Genomic DNA, 15265 nt, shown 5'->3' on the forward strand with positions numbered 1-15265 from the left:
CGTTACGGGGCGTCAAAAAAAGCCCCACCAGAACCGGACGTTGGCTTTGGTCAGACGCCGGGCGAAGACACGAGCGCAGGGGGGAGGTTTGCTTCGGGGGACAGCCGCCTCTGCCATGACGGACCAGACTGTGACGACTGCCTTTGACCGGGCCCGTATTCCAGCACGGGCGATGGAGACCGAACTCCGACATCTCCTGCAGCGTGGCTACCAACTCCGGGAGCAGGGAGACCTCGAGGCAGCCCGGGAGAACTTTCGCCAGGCGACCCGGTGTGACGCCGAGCACGTACCTTCCTACCAGTGGTTAGGAGCGGTGTTGCGGGATATGGGTGAGCTGCGCGAGGCCGTGCGGATGTGGCGCACGGCCGAAACCCTTGCGCCCAACGATCCGCAGGTGCTGCTCAATCTGGGGGTCGGCTTGTTCGAGCTGGGGCGGTTTTTCATTGCCAGCCGCACCGAAGAACCCCTCCAGTTGCTCCGCCGGGCCATTGCCAGCACGCCGAAGCCTTACGGCAAAGCCTGGTTCAACCTGGGGAATGTTCTCTACGTCCACAATGACTATGCCGCTGCTGCCGAAGCCTACCAGACCGCGTTGGCTGCCGAGCCGGGACTGGGAGTAGCCCACCGTAATCTGGGCAATGCCTGGTTGCGCCTGAATCGTCCGGCCGAGGCCTGTACGGCGTACCGGCAGGCGTTGCAGTTGGGGGATACCCAGGTGGCCACGTACCATAACCTGGGGCTGGCGGCTCTCCGTCTGCGGGACAGCGAAGCCGCCGAAACCGCATTTCACACGGCCGTGACGATGCGCCCCACTGACGGGGAGAGCTGGCTTGGGTTGGGGAACGCCCGGGCCATGCAGGGAGACTTTCCGGGGGCGCAGTCCGCCTTCACTGAAGCCCGGGCCAGCCGTGGCGGACAGTACCCGGAAGCCGCCCTCGACCTGGGCAAAGTGTTTCTGGCCATGGGGCAGCCCCAGGCGGCCGTCGAGGTACTGGCGCGCACCCTGGCCGTCTCCTCCCTGCCGGGACTGTATCGGCAACTGAGCCGGGCCTATGTCAAGGTCGGACAACTTTCCGAAGCGGCCCAAACGCTGCGCCAGTTCGTGGCGACCCCGGCGGGGAATACGGCGCAGGGGTACTATGAGCTGGGCCTGGTGCTGTCGCAGTGTGAGCCGCCCTATGTGGCCGAGCAGGCGTTTCGGACAGCCCTCGAAAAAAGCGGCGGCCGCCACCCCGAAGCCTGGCACCGCCTGGGGCGTACGCTGATGCGGCAGAACAAACCCCGGCTGGCCATCGAGGCGTTTCAGGCGGCCATCGAACAGCGCCCGGATTTTGCCGAGGCGCTCAAGGACCTGGGACAGGCGCTCTATCGTTCAAGTGAGCTGCACGCGGCAGACGTTGCCCTGAACGCGGCCCTGCGCTTTGAACGGACGACCGGACAGCTCAACGTGCAGGATGTGTGGCAGGTTGAGCCTGAGCTGTACACCGGTTTACGTCAGGCAGCCTGCCTGTACGATTTGCCGTCCATTCCGTAAGCTTTCCGGGCTGCTGCGGTTCCCGGAAAGGTCCGCCACTCTGATGCCCACGTGAGTCATATATGCTGGATACGCTGTGTGTCGCTTTGAAGGGAACGCCGCGCGTCGTCGTTCAAACACTCAAGGAAAAAGGCGCGCTTTCGGCGGCGCAGCTTGTGGCCGAAACCGGCCATCCCGAAAAGTCGGTCAGGCTGGCCCTGGGTGAACTCGAAAAGGCGCGCCTTGTCCGGCGGGAAGGGGAAACGTACGCCGTCGCCTGCCGGGAGACCATGGCACCCATGAGCCGGGTGCCCTTCAACACCGACCTCGGACGCAAGGTGCACGCAACGGCCTGTGCCGAGTGCTGGAAAAAGTGGCAGGCCCAGCAGCTCGTCCTCATGAATCACTTTGGTTTGAATCCGCTCGATCCCCAGGCCCAGAAGTTCCTGTTCGGGGCGATGGAGTCATTTTTCTTTGGCGACGGCACGCCGCCCATGATGATTGACACCACGCTTCAGGGGAAAATCAGCCACCTCGAATAGGCGCCAGCGCCGGAATGTGGGGAAACACGTAGGCTTCGAGTGCAGCCAGCGTTGTCGCCACGGCGCCGGTTTCCGCCGCCCAGGTGGCCTGCGCGCGGCGTCCTAAGTCAGCCGCCTGTCCGGGGTTGCGCAAAAGCGTCTCGAACGCCGTCTGGAGTTCCCGGCAGAGGACGTCCGGTGAGGCCAACGACAGTTGCCATACGGCATCGGCCGCGCGAAAGCGGGTGAGAATGGCGCGGAAGTTTTCCGTGTGCGGCCCCGTCACGATGGGCCGTCCTTCCGCAGCCGGTTCCAGAATGTTGTGACCACCGCGTGGCACGAGGCTTCCACCCACAAAGGCCACATCCGCCCAGCGGTAGGCCGCTGCCAGTTCGCCCACCGTATCGAGCAGGATGACTTCCGCCTGGACATCTTCCGGCCGTGGTTGGGAGCGCCGCGCCACCGTCCAGTCGAAGCGCTCCAGATGGCGGGCGACTTCCGCAAAACGTTCGGGATGTCGTGGAGCCAGCAGCAGCCGGCAGGGGGGCAGGTCAGCACTGGCCCGCAGCCGGGCAAAGACCTCAACCAGCAGGGGTTCTTCACCTTCGACGGTACTGCCGGCCACGATGCACAAACGTCCATCCCGCAGGTGGTACTGCTGTTGCAGGGCCGTGGCGATGCGGTCCCGCCGCGCCCGTTCGTCAGCATCCGGTGGCGCATATTTGAGATTGCCGGTCGTCAGTACGCGCGCCGGCGGGGCGCCAAGCTGGCGGATGCGTTCGGCATCGGCGTCAGATTGCATCAGGCAGAGCTGGAAGTGGCCCAGCAGGTCGCCCATCATCCGGCCCAGCCAGCGGTAGTGGGCAAAGGAGCGGTCGGAGAGCCGGCCGTTCGCCAGCACCACGGGGACGTGATGCCGCGCACAGGTCCGCAAAAAGTTGGGCCAGATTTCCGTTTCGAGAATGATGACCAGCGCCGGCTGGAGACTGGTCACGGCCCGTTCCGTCAGCCACGGAACGTCAAGCGGAAAGTAGAAGTGCGCGTCCATCCAGGCGAGTTGTTCCCGCGCGCGCGCCTGTCCGGTGTCCGTGGTGGTTGAAATGACAAGGCTGCTCTGCGGGAAGCGTTCCCGCAGAGCGCCGGCCAGGGGTTGTCCGGCCAGAACTTCACCGACGGAAACACTGTGCAGCCAGATGCGCGGGGCAGCGTGGGGCAGCAGGGGATAGGTACACCGCTCGCGCAGGCGAAGCCGACGCTGGCGCCGGCGTAGCCCGTAATAGCCCAGCCACAGCGGCGCACCGGCAATCAGAGCCGTGTTGTAGAGCCAGAATGGAAACCGGGAAAACACGCCGGCAACCTGAGCCGGGCAGCGGATGGCGTATCAGAAGCCGCCACACGTGGGAAATCCCGGCCGGAAACACCTACTTGGCGCGTTCGATGTACTTGCCTTCGGTCGTATCCACCCGGATGACATCCCCTTCCTTGATGAAGCCCGGAACACTGATTTGCAGACCTGTTTCGAGCTTGGCCGGTTTGCTGGAGCCGGTCACGGTCGCACCTTTCAGTTCCGGTTCGGTCTCAATGACCTTCAGCTCGACCACCACCGGGAGCTGGATGGCCACCGGCTGCCCGTTGTACACCTCGACCTGAATGGTCATATCCGGTGTCAGATAGCTCAGCGTGTCACCCAGGATTTCCTCATCGAGTCCGATTTGCTCGTAGGTCGAGACATCCATGAAGTAGTGGGTCGGGCCTTCCTGGTACAGATACTGCATCTCGTGCTGTTCGAGCGTGGCACGCTCCACGTCTTCGGTGGCGCTGAAACGATGCTCGAACGTCGTGCCGGTGATGATGTTTTTGAGCTTGGTCTGCATCATCGCCCGCAGGTTGCCGGGGGTATGGTGACGGCATTCGAGGACGCGATGGGGTTGTTTGTCAAACAGAATGATCATGCCGCGCCGAATCTGATTGGCTCTCATGGTGGGAAGGGGCTCCTTGCTCAGTTGGGGTGACGCCATCGAGGCGATGCCGCCGGGATCAACCGCCGGAGTCCGGGACAGCCGACGGCCAGCAAAAGAGGGCAAGCTACCGAACGTCCCGTAATCCGGTCAAGCCGGTGTGTCAGGATTGGTCAGCATGCGGCTCGCGGGTTGGTAGGGGATGCCGTAGGCCCGCAGTTTTTCATAGAGATTTTTGCGGCTGATGCCCAGGATACGGGCGGCTTCGGCCTTGCGCCAGCCGACCTGCTGGAGAACTTCCCGGATGTAGGTGGCTTCCAGTTCCGCCAGCGTCGGCTTGTGCATCCGGTGCTGCATAAGCGCGGCCGCCGAAGTCATCCGCTGGGGCAGATGCTCCCGGCGAATGACACTTGGCGCCGCCGTCACGAGTGCATGCTCCATGGCGTGGCGCAACTCCCGGACATTGCCCGGAAAGTCATAGCCTTCAAGAAAGCTCAGGGCTTCGGCGTCCAGCGGCGGCGGTGGGCAGCCGTGGCGGTGGGCGGCCTGGGCCAGAAAGTGCCGGGCCAGGGCCGGGATGTCGGTTGGTCGGTCGCGCAACGCCGGAACAGCCAGACTGATGACGTTCAGGCGGTGAAACAAATCGGCCCGAAAGGACTGGCGCGCAACGGCCGCTGTCAGGTCAGTGTTGGTCACGGCAACGAGGCGTACATCGAGCGTGAGCGCGCGGCTTCCCCCCAGACGCAGGACGCGCCGCTCTTCGATGACGCGCAGCAGCTTGGCCTGGGCCGCCGGCGACAATGCCGCGATCTCGTCAAGGACGAGCGTCCCGTGCTGGGCCGCCTCGAACCGGCCGGGCTTGGCCGCGACCGCACCGGTGAAAGCCCCCCGCTCGAACCCGAACAGTTCCGCTTCGAGCAGGGCTTCCGGCAGGGAGCCGCAGTCAATGACGACAAAGGGCCCGTTGGCCCGGCGGCTCTGCTCGTGCAGCCAGCGGGCCAGCAGGCTTTTGCCCGTCCCGCTCTCGCCGGTGATGACCACGGTGGCCTCGGTCGGCGCGACCCGCGCTGCGTCTTTGAGAAGCGTAAGCAGCGCCGTCGAGTTTCCGATGAACAGTTCTCCAGTCACCATGGTTGTCGGCCGGGTGTCTGTCACCCACGCAGGCTGATGCCCAACGCCTTGATGCGGCGGTACAGGTAGCTACGGTCAATGCCCAGAGCCTCGGCCGCCTGGGTCACGTTGCCGTCGCATTCGGCCAGCTTGCGGCGGACGAGTTCGCGCTCAAAGGCTTCACTCCCCTCGCGCAGCGACCCGAACTGAAAACTGGCCCAGACCGAGTTGGGGGCCGGTTCGAGCGGAATCTGCTCCGCTGTCACCGGCGACGTGGTTTCCGTAATCACCAGCCGTTCGATGAGGTTGCGCAGCTCGCGCACGTTGCCGGGCCAGTCGTGCCGGCGCAGCTTTTCACAGGCATCTTCGGTCAGGGTGATGGGCGGGCGCTGGTAGTGCTGGCTGAACTGCCGGACGAAGTGTTCGACCAGCGCCGGAATGTCCTCCAGATGCTCCCGCAGCGGCGGCAGTTGAAATGGGATGACATTGAGCCGGTAAAACAAATCCGCCCGAAACTGCCCCTGTTCGATGGCCTCATCCAGCCGCTTGTTCGTGGCCGCAATGACGCGCACATCCACCCGCCGCGCGCCCTGGCTTCCGACGGGTTCAATGAGACCGCTTTCGAGCGCCCGCAGAAGCTTGGCCTGCATGCGCAGGCTCATGTCGCCCACTTCATCGAGAAACAGCGTGCCACCGTCAGCCTGTTCAAACTTGCCCCGCCGCGATTCCGTCGCCCCGGTAAAGGCACCTTTGACGTGTCCGAACAGCTCCGACTCGATGAGGTCTTCGGGGACGGCCGCGCAGTTGACGGCCACAAACGGTTGGTCGGCGCGCTTTGAGGCGGCGTGTAACGCCAGGGCCACGAGTTCCTTGCCAGTGCCGGATTCGCCGTAGATGAGCACCCGCCCGTCGGTCGGACCGGTAAGGGCGATCTGCTGGCGCAGGGCGCGCATCGGGACGCTCTGCCCCACGACCAGGTCGCTTCCGTCCGGTGCTGGCGCCGGACGGTGCATCTGGATTGCGTGGCGCACAGCTTGCAACGTCCGTTCGATGTTGAGCGGTTTTTCGATGAAATCGCTGGCGCCCAGCCGAATCGCGCGCACGGCCGTGTCAATCGTGCCATGCCCGGAAATCATGACGACGGGAATGTGTGGGTACTGCCGCCGGATGTGTTCCAGGGTCGCCATGCCGTCGAGCTGGCTGTTGGGCATGTAAATGTCGAGCAGAATGCAGTTGACGGGCGTCGTGGCCAGCCGCCGCAGGGCAGCATCGCCGCTTTCGGCTTTTTCGACCACGAAGCCTTCATCTTCGAGAACCCCCCGGAGGGATTCCCGAATGCCACGTTCGTCATCCACAATCAAAACCGTTTCTGCCATGGTGATACGGACCTGGTACGGCAGGACTGATGACTATTCAGGCGTCATCGGAACAACGATACCAGAGAACAACGCTGGAAGACGCCGATGCATGTCGTTTTGGTCGAACCGGAAATCCATGTCAACACCGGGAACGTGGCGCGCACCTGTGTCTGTACCGGGACGCGCCTGCACCTGGTTCACCCGCTGGGTTTTTCGATTGACGCGCGGGCGGTGCGCCGGGCCGGGCTGGATTACTGGCACCAGCTTGACCTTCACGAGTGGCGTGATTTTCCGACGCTGCGCCAGGCATATCCGTCCGGCAGGTTTATTTTCGTTGAGACGGTCGGGCAATGCCGCTACGACGAAATCACCTACCGGCCGGATGATTTTCTCGTCTTCGGACGTGAAACCAGAGGGCTGCCGCCGGAACTGCTTGCCGGGGAGTGTGTCGTCCGCATCCCGATGGCGACGGATGTGCGTTCACTCAACCTCTCGAACTGCGTGGCGCTCGTGCTGTATGAGGCCCTGCGGCAGTGCGGCTTTCCCGGCTTGCGCTAGGGGCCGGCATGTACCAGGGGGCGGCGTTGAGGCGCGTCCGGGCTGCCTGCGGGCCCCAGATAAGGACCAGCCAGCCACCGGGCAACTGGCGGCTGGCTGGTTCCTGGGTCGGGTTCTGGCGTGTCGTGTGGGCAGCTCAGTTTTCGCTGACTTTGCGGGCCGAGGAAGGGGACATGTGCGCCGGAAGGGCGACGGCCTGACCTTCCGGCGGCCTGTTCTCAGGGTTGGCGTGTTCGGTTTCTCCACCGGAAGTCAGCACCAGTGCGCCCTGGGGTTCTTTGGAGAAGATCAGCTTTTTGTTTTCCGGGTCATAGTCCACGTGGAGCAGGTCGCCGGTGCTGACCTGTTGTGTGGCGACCAGGCTGGCAATGGGGTTGACCAGAAACCGCTCGATGGCGCGCTTGAGATGCCGCGCCCCGTATTTCAGGTCAATTCCTTCGTCGAGCAGGAAGCGCTTGGTTTCCGGGGAACAGCGGATGACGAATTTTTCCGCCGCCGTCTGGGTGATCCGTTCCTGGACGGCGCGCAATTCGAGTTCGAGAATCCGCTCCAGGTGATGGTCCTTGAGGCTGCGAAACACCACCACCTTGTCAATCCGGTTCATAAACTCCGGCGAAAACTTGCGCCGCGCCGCTTCGGTCGCCGTGCGGTAGATTTTCTGGTCCAGGTCGTCGCGCTGCGTTTCCGGGCGTACGGGAGCAAAGCCGATGCTGCCGGTGATGAGTTCCGACATTTCCTTGGCGCCCAGATTGCTTGTCATCACGATCATGCACTTCGAGAAATCCACCCGCCGGTTGTCGCCCAGGGTGAGCGTCGCCTTGTCCAGAATGCCCAGGAGCAGTTGCCACAAGGCGTCCGAGGCTTTCTCGATTTCGTCAAACAGGACGAAGGTCAGCTTGTCCTGTTCGGTGTGGTACTTGTCGAGGTTTTCCTGGGTCAGCAGCGGCGGCGTTTCACGGTGGCCAAGGTAGCCGGGGGGCGAGCCGATGAGCTTGGCGACTTCGTGACTGTGTTGAAACTCGGCGCAGTCAATTTTGACGACGGCATAGGGGTCGCCAAACAGGGCTTCGGCTGCCGCCTCGACGACGCGGGTTTTGCCCGAACCCGTTGGTCCGAGAAACAGCATCGTCCCAAGGGGACGGCCGGGATGCGCCAGCCCGGCCAGATAAATCTGGTAGAGGTTGGCAATGCGGCGGACAGCGCGTTCCTGCCCGACGATGCGCGCCATGAGTTTTTCTTCAAACTCGCGGGCGCGGGGACTTTTCAAATCCGGGTTGAGCAACGTCCGCTGTGGCGTGGCTTCACCGGGCGCGGCAGCAGTGGTCATCGAGTGTGTCTCTCCTTGAACGCCATCGTCGTCAAAAAGACCGGGAAAGCGTTGCGGCCAATCGGGGGAAGTGCTTCGGATACTAAGCGAATGCCGGTTTTTTTGGCAATCCGGTGCTTTTTGCCCGGTTTGCTGGCATCGCTTCAGATACGCAGTCCGACAATGGTGACATCATCCCGCAGGCGTTCCGTCCCGGCGTGTTCATGGAGTACCTGTTCCAGCCGCGCGCACTGGGCTTCCACCGGCTGGGCCGCCAGTTCACACAACAGGGACTTGAGACGGCGGGTGCCGTACTTTTTGCCCTGCGGATCGCTTTGGTCGGCAAAGCCGTCCGTCGTCAGGTAGAGCATCGTGCCGGTTTCAAGTGGTACGTGGTGGCTGGTAAAGCGGGCTTCCCGGCGGCCCGTGCCGCCCACCGACCGCAAATTACCTTTGATTTCGGTCAACCCACCCTGGCGCACCAGGTAGAGCGGTCGTCTGGCGCCGGCATAGCAGGCCTGCCGCCGGTCAGGGGTCAGGCAGAGAATGCCGGCATCGAGTCCGTCATGGACGCGAACCAGCTCGTGATCGGTTTTCTGTCCAAGCGCCGCCACGATACCGGCATCGAGTTCGGTGAGGATTTGCGCCGGGTCACGAATGCCGCGCTCGATGACGATCTGATTGAGAAGGTCATTCCCAATCAGCGACATAAACGCCCCGGGCACGCCATGCCCGGTGCAGTCGGCAACCGTGAGAATGACTCCCTCGTGGGTGGTGTGAATCCAGTAGAAGTCGCCGCTCACAATGTCACGGGGGGCGTACAGGATGAAACTTTCCGGCACGCTCTGGCGCAGGTCGGTCAGGGTTGGCAGGACAGCCTTCTGAATGCGCTCGGCGTAGCGGATGCTGTCCAGGATTTCATCCCGCTGGCGGGTGATTTCAGATGTGCGCTCGCGCACCTGGTGTTCGAGGGCGCGGTTTCTTTCGATGAGCAGGCGTTCCCGAAACCGGATGCCGCCCACAATCAGGCATCCGATGAAACCGACCGCGAGGCTGTAGGCCCACCAGGTGCGATACCAGGGGGGGAGAATGCGCAGGCGTACCGGCGCCATCGTCAGGGTTTGTCCGTAAAGGTCCTGGGCTTCGACCCGGAGCGTGTACTCGCCTTCGGACAGGTTGGTGTATTCCTTGACCGTTTCGTGGCTCCAGTCCGACCACTGGCGGTCACTGCCGTCGAGGCGGAAGCGAAAGCGATGCTCGCGCTCACGGGGGAAGGACAGCAGGGCCACTTCACAGCGGAGCCGGTTGCCGGTGTAGTCCAGTGGCGGCAGTTCGGCGGGCAGGTTGCCATAGCCGGCAAATTGCACCTGTCCGCCGGTTTCGAGGCGGCGAATGAGGAGTTGTCCGGGGGCGCGGGGCGGCTGGGGCGTCGGCCCGGCATAGCGGAAGAGCCCTTTGTCTCCGCCCAGCCAGGTGATCCCCTCCGGCTCACAGAGGATGGTGCGCAGAAGCGATGCCGGCGGCAGGCGGAGCACCTGGGTGTCCGGCTCGAAGTGGTGGTGCGGTCCCGGACGCAAAACACCCCGCTCACTGAAATCCCGGGCGTACCAGACCCCTCCCTGGGCATCCTGTCCGAAACGAAAAACCGGTGCCTCCCGGAGCGCCGCGAAGGCATCTGCCGGACGCAGGGTATGCCCGCGTGGGTCGAAGACATAGACACCACGCTGGGTCGCCAGGCAGGCCTGACCATTGACCCGGGCCACGAAGGTCTCGCGCTGGGTGGGCAGCCCAACCCGTTCGTCAATGCGGATGACCTGTGACGAATCCGCCTGCCCGCCGGCGCGGAGAAGAGCTTCCGGGATCAAGCAGGCTCCCCGGTGCATGGTGCCGCACCAGAGACCTTCATCGGTCACGGTGAGAGAGCGGACTTCCTCCTGGAGGCCAAAGACCGGCGCTTCGACCTTCCAGCCCGCACCATGCCGTGTCAGGCGGAAAAGGCCCCGGCGTGTCCCGACATAGAAACGCCCGGCCTGAATGGGGTCCGGGTGCAGCACATAGGTCCGGCCTTCAATGTCCAGTTTTTTGACGCCTGGGGGAGTGGCTGGGCGTGGGGTGATTTCGTAAAGCCCACTCCCGGTGGCGACCAGCATCCGGTCGCCGTCCGTTGCCATGTGCCAGCAGTCGGTATCCATGCCGGGCACGCGCACGAACCGTGCCTGCCCTGCAACAAGCGCCCCTGGGGGCTGGTCGTCCAGCGCGAACAGTCCGGCCAGGGTTCCGGCGTAAAGCCGTCCCGCATGGCGGTGGAGGGCAAACACCCGTCCTTCGAGGCCCGTGGCTTCGTCGAAATAGGAAAGTCTGGAGCCGACCTCGATGCGCGCCAGCCCATTCCGGTGCGCGGCCCACAGTCCCCCCTGCCGATCACTATAGACCCAGTGCACCGAAGGGGAACTGAGTCCGGCCTGGCGTCCGATGACTTCCATCAGACGCCCCTGGCGGTCACAGACGAGCACGCCGTCGTGATTGCTGCCAATGGCAATGCGCCCATCGGCCAGCACACAGGCATGGTTGAAATCGATCGGTTGCACCGGGCGCGGCCGGAGTGGAAGGCTCCGGGGTGCGCCGGTGTCTGGGGCATAGAGCCAGAGTCCATCCTCCTGCGTCACGGCCAGAAGGTGTTCCTGGTCGAAGGGCAGCAGCGCGCACACCCGGCGTTCTGCAAACAGCTCACCGCCCGGCGCGAGCCGCAGCACTTCATCCTTTCCAAGAAGCAGCAGTCCAACGTGTCGCTGGTGGACATACAGTCGGTCGTTGATCCAGTGACTCCACACGAAGTCATCACGCGCCACCTGTCCGGCCGGCTCATGGACGTGGACACTTTCGCCAATGAGGTGGAATAGATACCGATAGGTCTGGAAAAAAATGCCTTCTGGCGTGGCCCAGGTCCGCCAGACCGATCCAAAGCGCCGTTTGTCAGGCGGCAGGCGCTCCAGAAGGGAGACAAACCGGGCCGCTCCCTGTGGCGTCGCGGAGAGATACCCCAGTTCATTTTCAGCGCCAAGGTACACCTGCCCGTCGGGGCTGATGTCCAGCGACCGTACGGTGGCGCTGTTGGGCAGCGTAAGTTGCTGCCAGCGGACGCTGTCATAGATGAGCAGCCCGGTGTCGTTGGCGACGTACAGGACGCCGCGTGCATCCTGGATGACGCCCCAGGTCTGGGGCAGGGACCGGAACTCGTCCTGGCCATAGTTCTGCACGAAGCGCGTCCCAACCTCGCTGGGTACGCACTGAAGCCGCGCGCCAGCGGACGGAGCGGTCTTCGCTGGTGGTTGGGGAGGGGGTTGGGCAGGGAGCCGATCACTGAAGCTGGCGGACCAGAGCAGCAGCCACAGGGCGAAGAGGCAGGTTTGGTGGCTGTAACCTTGGGGCGGATGTCTCCTGTGGCCAGGGCCCATCTGCGCAGCAGGCGAAGTCTTCACGGGAGAATGGCGAACTTGATGCAATCGCCACGCTGGAGCTGATCGAGAGCCTCGCCCAGCCGTTCGAGCGGGTAGTCGGCCGTGATGAGCTGTCCCCAGTCCACGCGCCGTTCAAGGAGCAGCTCGCGCGCCTGCCGGACGGCGCGGGGCGTCATGTGAAAGGGGCTGCGCAGCGTGATTTCGTCGTAGTGGATGCGCTCGGTGTCGAACGTGACGGTGGTGCCGCGCTTGCAGCCGCCAAAGAAAATCACCGTTCCACCCCGGCGCGCCAGGTGCACGGCCAGTTCCCAGATGTGGGGCTGGCCCGTGCACTCGATGACGAGATCGGCCCCGCGTCCGCCGGTGAGTTCACGAATCTGCACAGGCAGGGTTTCGTTCGTAAAGTCCACTGTCTGGGCCGCCCCAATGGCACGGGCCACACGCTGCCGGTACGCCCGCCGTCCCGCCACAATGATATTTTCCACGCCGCGCGCTTTCAGTGCTGCGACGTGCAGCAGGGCAATGGCACCGTTGCCAAGCACCAGAACGGTGTCGTCTTCCCTGACCGTCACCCCTTCCAGTCCGTGCACGACACAGGCGAGCGGTTCCATCAGGGCGGCTTCCCGGTAGGGCAGGTTCTCCGGCTTGGGATACATGTTCTGCCGCACGATGCGTTCCGGGATGCGGATGTATTCCGCATAGGCCCCCAGCACCATGCTGGACATGATGGTATCGCAGAGGTTTTCCTGACCGCGCTGGCAGTAGTAGCACACGCCGCACGGAGCCGAGTGGGTGGACATCACCCGGTCGCCTTCCCGGAAGCGCGTCACGCCCGGGCCCACCTTGGCAATGACTCCGGCAAACTCGTGGCCGAAAAGGGTCGGGGTTGGAAACTTCGGATGACCACGCAGAAAGGCTTTGAGGTCCGTCCCACAGGTCAGCGCCGTCATCACCTGGACGACGACGCCACCCGGTTCAGGGTCGGGAATGGGCAGGTGTTGCATTTCAATCGTGCCCGGTTCCAGAAGCACGTTGGCGCGCATGAGTGCCGGCATCGGCGGTGCGTCGGTCGGCATGGTCAGGTGGGTCACTTGGTGTCATCCATAGGAAAGCATTGGATTCAGCATTGTGTGCGGTCATTCTCAGGCAGGCAAGTCCTGGACACGGCACCCGTAGCATGAGCTGCCGCGACCATGCTAGCGTCTGAAACGCCCAAAGGTATTGTTCTGAATGTACTTTGGCGGCTGACGCTACCGGTGGCGGGGATGCCCCTGGTTCCGGGTGGCCCAGTCCGCATGGCTGGAGTTGGCATGTCCACATCACCAAAACGTCGCTCACGACGAGCGACCCCCCTGACGCCAGAGCCGCTCTACCGGCTGGGAACGGCTTTCTGGAGCAGCGGCGTTTTGTTTGCCGCCCATCGGCTGGCGGTTTTTGAGGTTCTGGAAGCCCGCCCGCAAACCGGTTCTGACCTGGCTGGGGCCTGTCGGTTGACACCGGCCGGGGCGGAAAAACTGCTGAGGGCCTGTGCCAGCTTGGGACTGGTCACAGAGGATGAAGCCGGGCTGTACCGGAACAGCCCATTGGCGACAACGTTTCTCGTGCGCGGCAAGCCGGCCTATCAGGGGCATCTGCTGGACTACTTCGCCGATTTGTGGGCCCGGTTCGGGGAACTCGACCATCTGCTCCGCACCGGTGAAATCGGCCCGCGTGAGATGGCTTTCAACCTGGTGCGTCCGAATGATGAACGCCAGGCGGCTGAGCGGGCCTGGGTGCTGGCTATGCACGAGATTGCCTTGGGCGGACAGGCCGAGGCGCTGTGCCGGGCGGTGGACCTGAGCGGCTACACCCGTCTGCTTGATGTCAGCGGTGGGGCTGGTTCGTACGCACTCCGCTTTGCCGAGCAGTATCCGGGACTGACAGCCGAGGTGTTTGACTTGCCGGAGGTCGTCGCCATTGCTGACGAACTGATTCAGCAGTCGGCTGTTCGTGACCGGGTTCGCGTCCGGGCTGGGGATTTCGTCAATGCCGATTATGGCTACGGCTACGATGTCGTGCTGTTGTCGGGGGTTCTGCACGGGCTTGGGGAGCGGCATATCCTGCGGGTACTGAAGAAAAGCTACGCCGCCCTCAATCCGGGTGGATGCGTTATTGTCCAGGAGATGACACCTGACGCCCCCTCCCCGTCCGCCGCCCAGTTTGCTGCGCTCTTCAGCCTCAACATGATGTCGGGGGCGACCTATTCGGCTGAACAACTCGCCTTGTGGCTCAACCAGTCCGGTTTTCTGCGGATTACGGTGACGCCACTGGAACAGGCCTGGTGGTTTGACCACGTGATTTCGGGACGCAAGCCCTAGCCTTTCGTTCTGCACTTTATTCAGGGAATTCGGGGAGCCTTTACCATGCCGCCGCGTAAGAAAAAAACACGCATCTTTCTTTACCTCAAGGTTTTTGTCCCGGTCATCGCCATCACCCTCATTGCCGCTGTGGGCTATACGGCGTATGCCGTCAATGCCATTACCAAGTCCAACCGCTCGCTGCTTTCCATCAAAGATTTTCCCAAAAAACTTCCGGATAACTGGGGAAAAGTGGTCAGCTTCACCTGGAAGGAAGTTCAGATTTCCGGCGCCAGTGGAGCTCTCAATGGGTGGGTTTTTATCCGTGGCGCCGGACTGCCCGGAATCATCATCACCCATGGGTTGGGAAATTCACGGGCTGACATGATGGATCTGGGCTATCGGCTCTGGGAGCGGGGGTACAACGTGCTCGTCTATGACCTCCGGGCACATGGTGAGAGCACCAACCTGGTGACAACCCTTGGAGCTTCTGAAAAGAAAGATTTGGCGGCCGCCGTGGAGTTTTTCAAAACCTTCAGGATTCCATCCCCGAAAGGCGGGGAGGTACAGTTGATTGATCCCAATAAAATTGGGCTTTACGGGGTCAATGTCGGCGCTTACGCCTCATTGATGGTGGGCGGAGAGAATGACTCGGTCAAGGCCGTTGTGGCCGATATGCCTTATGATTCCGTACGTGAGTTCGCGCATCTCCGCGCCCGTGAATTGTTCGGTCTCGACAACTTCATCACGAATGGACTGCTGGACATCGGGTTACAGATCAATCAGGGGGGGATTTACGACACCGGCTCCGTTCGGAGCCAGGCTGCCAACTATCAGAGCAAGGGCAAGAGCGTGGCGGTTATAATCGCTGAAAATACGTCAAAAAATCTCCAGAAAGCAGCCATGGAAGTTATGTTGGCGCTTGGGCCTTCTGTTTGTGAGCGAATTGATATTCCAAAGTCCCGCAACATTCCTCTGGCCGGCAAGGACGCCGATCTCTACAACGAGCGGGTGTGCAGCTTTTTCGCCCAGCGCGGATTCCCGGTGACACCGCTCCCGGATGCGGCTTCGCCACCGGCCGCACCCCCGGCTGGCACGCCCCCGGCGGCTGGCAAGGAAGCTGACGGCAAGGGAACTGGTCAGTAAG

The 15265-nt window shown here is 63.0% G+C and carries 12 protein-coding genes; 5 read left to right on the forward strand and 7 right to left on the reverse strand.

Translation table 11 applies throughout. The annotated features are described in order from the left end of the window. Nucleotides 1-115 precede the first annotated feature (115 nt). Both J8C05_RS05560 and J8C05_RS05565 read left to right on the forward strand, forming a co-directional pair. A complete protein-coding gene (locus tag J8C05_RS05560) occupies nt 116-1534 on the forward strand; it encodes a tetratricopeptide repeat protein (RefSeq protein WP_211421303.1) in 1419 nt (472 codons plus the stop codon). Between the two features lie 62 nt (nt 1535-1596). Then, a complete protein-coding gene (locus J8C05_RS05565; protein WP_058867396.1) occupies nt 1597-2055 on the forward strand; it encodes a Fe(2+)-trafficking protein in 459 nt (152 codons plus the stop codon). Here J8C05_RS05565 and J8C05_RS05570 read toward each other — a convergent pair. The 4 genes from J8C05_RS05570 to J8C05_RS05585 all read right to left on the reverse strand — a co-directional run bounded on the left by J8C05_RS05570 (nt 2039) and on the right by J8C05_RS05585 (nt 6478). After that, nucleotides 2039-3382, reverse strand: a complete 1344-nt coding sequence (locus tag J8C05_RS05570; protein WP_211421304.1) for a 3-deoxy-D-manno-octulosonic acid transferase — start codon at nt 3380-3382, stop codon at nt 2039-2041. The two genes, J8C05_RS05565 and J8C05_RS05570, sit on opposite strands and share 17 nt — an antisense overlap. 73 nt (nt 3383-3455) lie before the next feature. Beyond that, nucleotides 3456-4013: an elongation factor P gene (gene efp / locus J8C05_RS05575; RefSeq protein WP_211421305.1), complete on the reverse strand. Its 558-nt coding sequence runs from the start codon at nt 4011-4013 to the stop codon at nt 3456-3458. Nucleotides 4014-4142: 129 nt separating this feature from the next. Continuing rightward, a complete protein-coding gene (locus J8C05_RS05580; protein ID WP_211421306.1) occupies nt 4143-5123 on the reverse strand; it encodes a sigma-54 interaction domain-containing protein in 981 nt (326 codons plus the stop codon). A gap of 20 nt (nt 5124-5143) precedes the next feature. Beyond that, a complete protein-coding gene (locus J8C05_RS05585) occupies nt 5144-6478 on the reverse strand; it encodes a sigma-54-dependent transcriptional regulator (RefSeq protein WP_211421307.1) in 1335 nt (444 codons plus the stop codon). A gap of 87 nt (nt 6479-6565) precedes the next feature. Between J8C05_RS05585 and J8C05_RS05590 the strand changes: the two genes are divergently transcribed. Continuing rightward, nucleotides 6566-7018 carry a tRNA (cytidine(34)-2'-O)-methyltransferase gene (locus tag J8C05_RS05590; protein WP_014099647.1) on the forward strand — a complete coding sequence of 151 codons (453 nt, stop codon included), beginning with the start codon at nt 6566-6568 and terminating at the stop codon, nt 7016-7018. A gap of 136 nt (nt 7019-7154) precedes the next feature. On the opposite strand, the gene J8C05_RS05595 is transcribed toward J8C05_RS05590, so the two are convergent. The 3 genes from J8C05_RS05595 to J8C05_RS05605 all read right to left on the reverse strand — a co-directional run bounded on the left by J8C05_RS05595 (nt 7155) and on the right by J8C05_RS05605 (nt 12873). Further along, a complete protein-coding gene (locus J8C05_RS05595) occupies nt 7155-8345 on the reverse strand; it encodes an AAA family ATPase (protein ID WP_014099648.1) in 1191 nt (396 codons plus the stop codon). A gap of 143 nt (nt 8346-8488) precedes the next feature. Then, nucleotides 8489-11581: a SpoIIE family protein phosphatase gene (locus tag J8C05_RS05600; RefSeq protein ID WP_211421308.1), complete on the reverse strand. Its 3093-nt coding sequence runs from the start codon at nt 11579-11581 to the stop codon at nt 8489-8491. A 218-nt stretch (nt 11582-11799) separates the two neighbouring features. Beyond that, the gene (locus tag J8C05_RS05605; protein ID WP_211421309.1) at nt 11800-12873 is read right to left on the reverse strand and encodes a zinc-dependent alcohol dehydrogenase; all 1074 of its coding nucleotides are present in this window, start codon (nt 12871-12873) and stop codon (nt 11800-11802) included. Between the two features lie 219 nt (nt 12874-13092). Here J8C05_RS05605 and J8C05_RS05610 point away from each other — a divergent pair, with 219 nt between their 5' ends. Both J8C05_RS05610 and J8C05_RS05615 read left to right on the forward strand, forming a co-directional pair. After that, on the forward strand, nt 13093-14139 hold the full coding sequence (locus J8C05_RS05610; RefSeq protein WP_211421310.1) for a methyltransferase: 1047 nt from the start codon (nt 13093-13095) through the stop codon (nt 14137-14139). Between the two features lie 45 nt (nt 14140-14184). After that, nucleotides 14185-15264, forward strand: coding sequence for an alpha/beta hydrolase (locus J8C05_RS05615; RefSeq protein ID WP_211421311.1), 1080 nt, complete (start codon nt 14185-14187; stop codon nt 15262-15264). Nucleotide 15265 lies beyond the last annotated feature (1 nt).

This window comes from Chloracidobacterium sp. N, assembly GCF_018304765.1.
Taxonomy (GTDB): Bacteria; Acidobacteriota; Blastocatellia; order Chloracidobacteriales; family Chloracidobacteriaceae; genus Chloracidobacterium; species Chloracidobacterium aggregatum.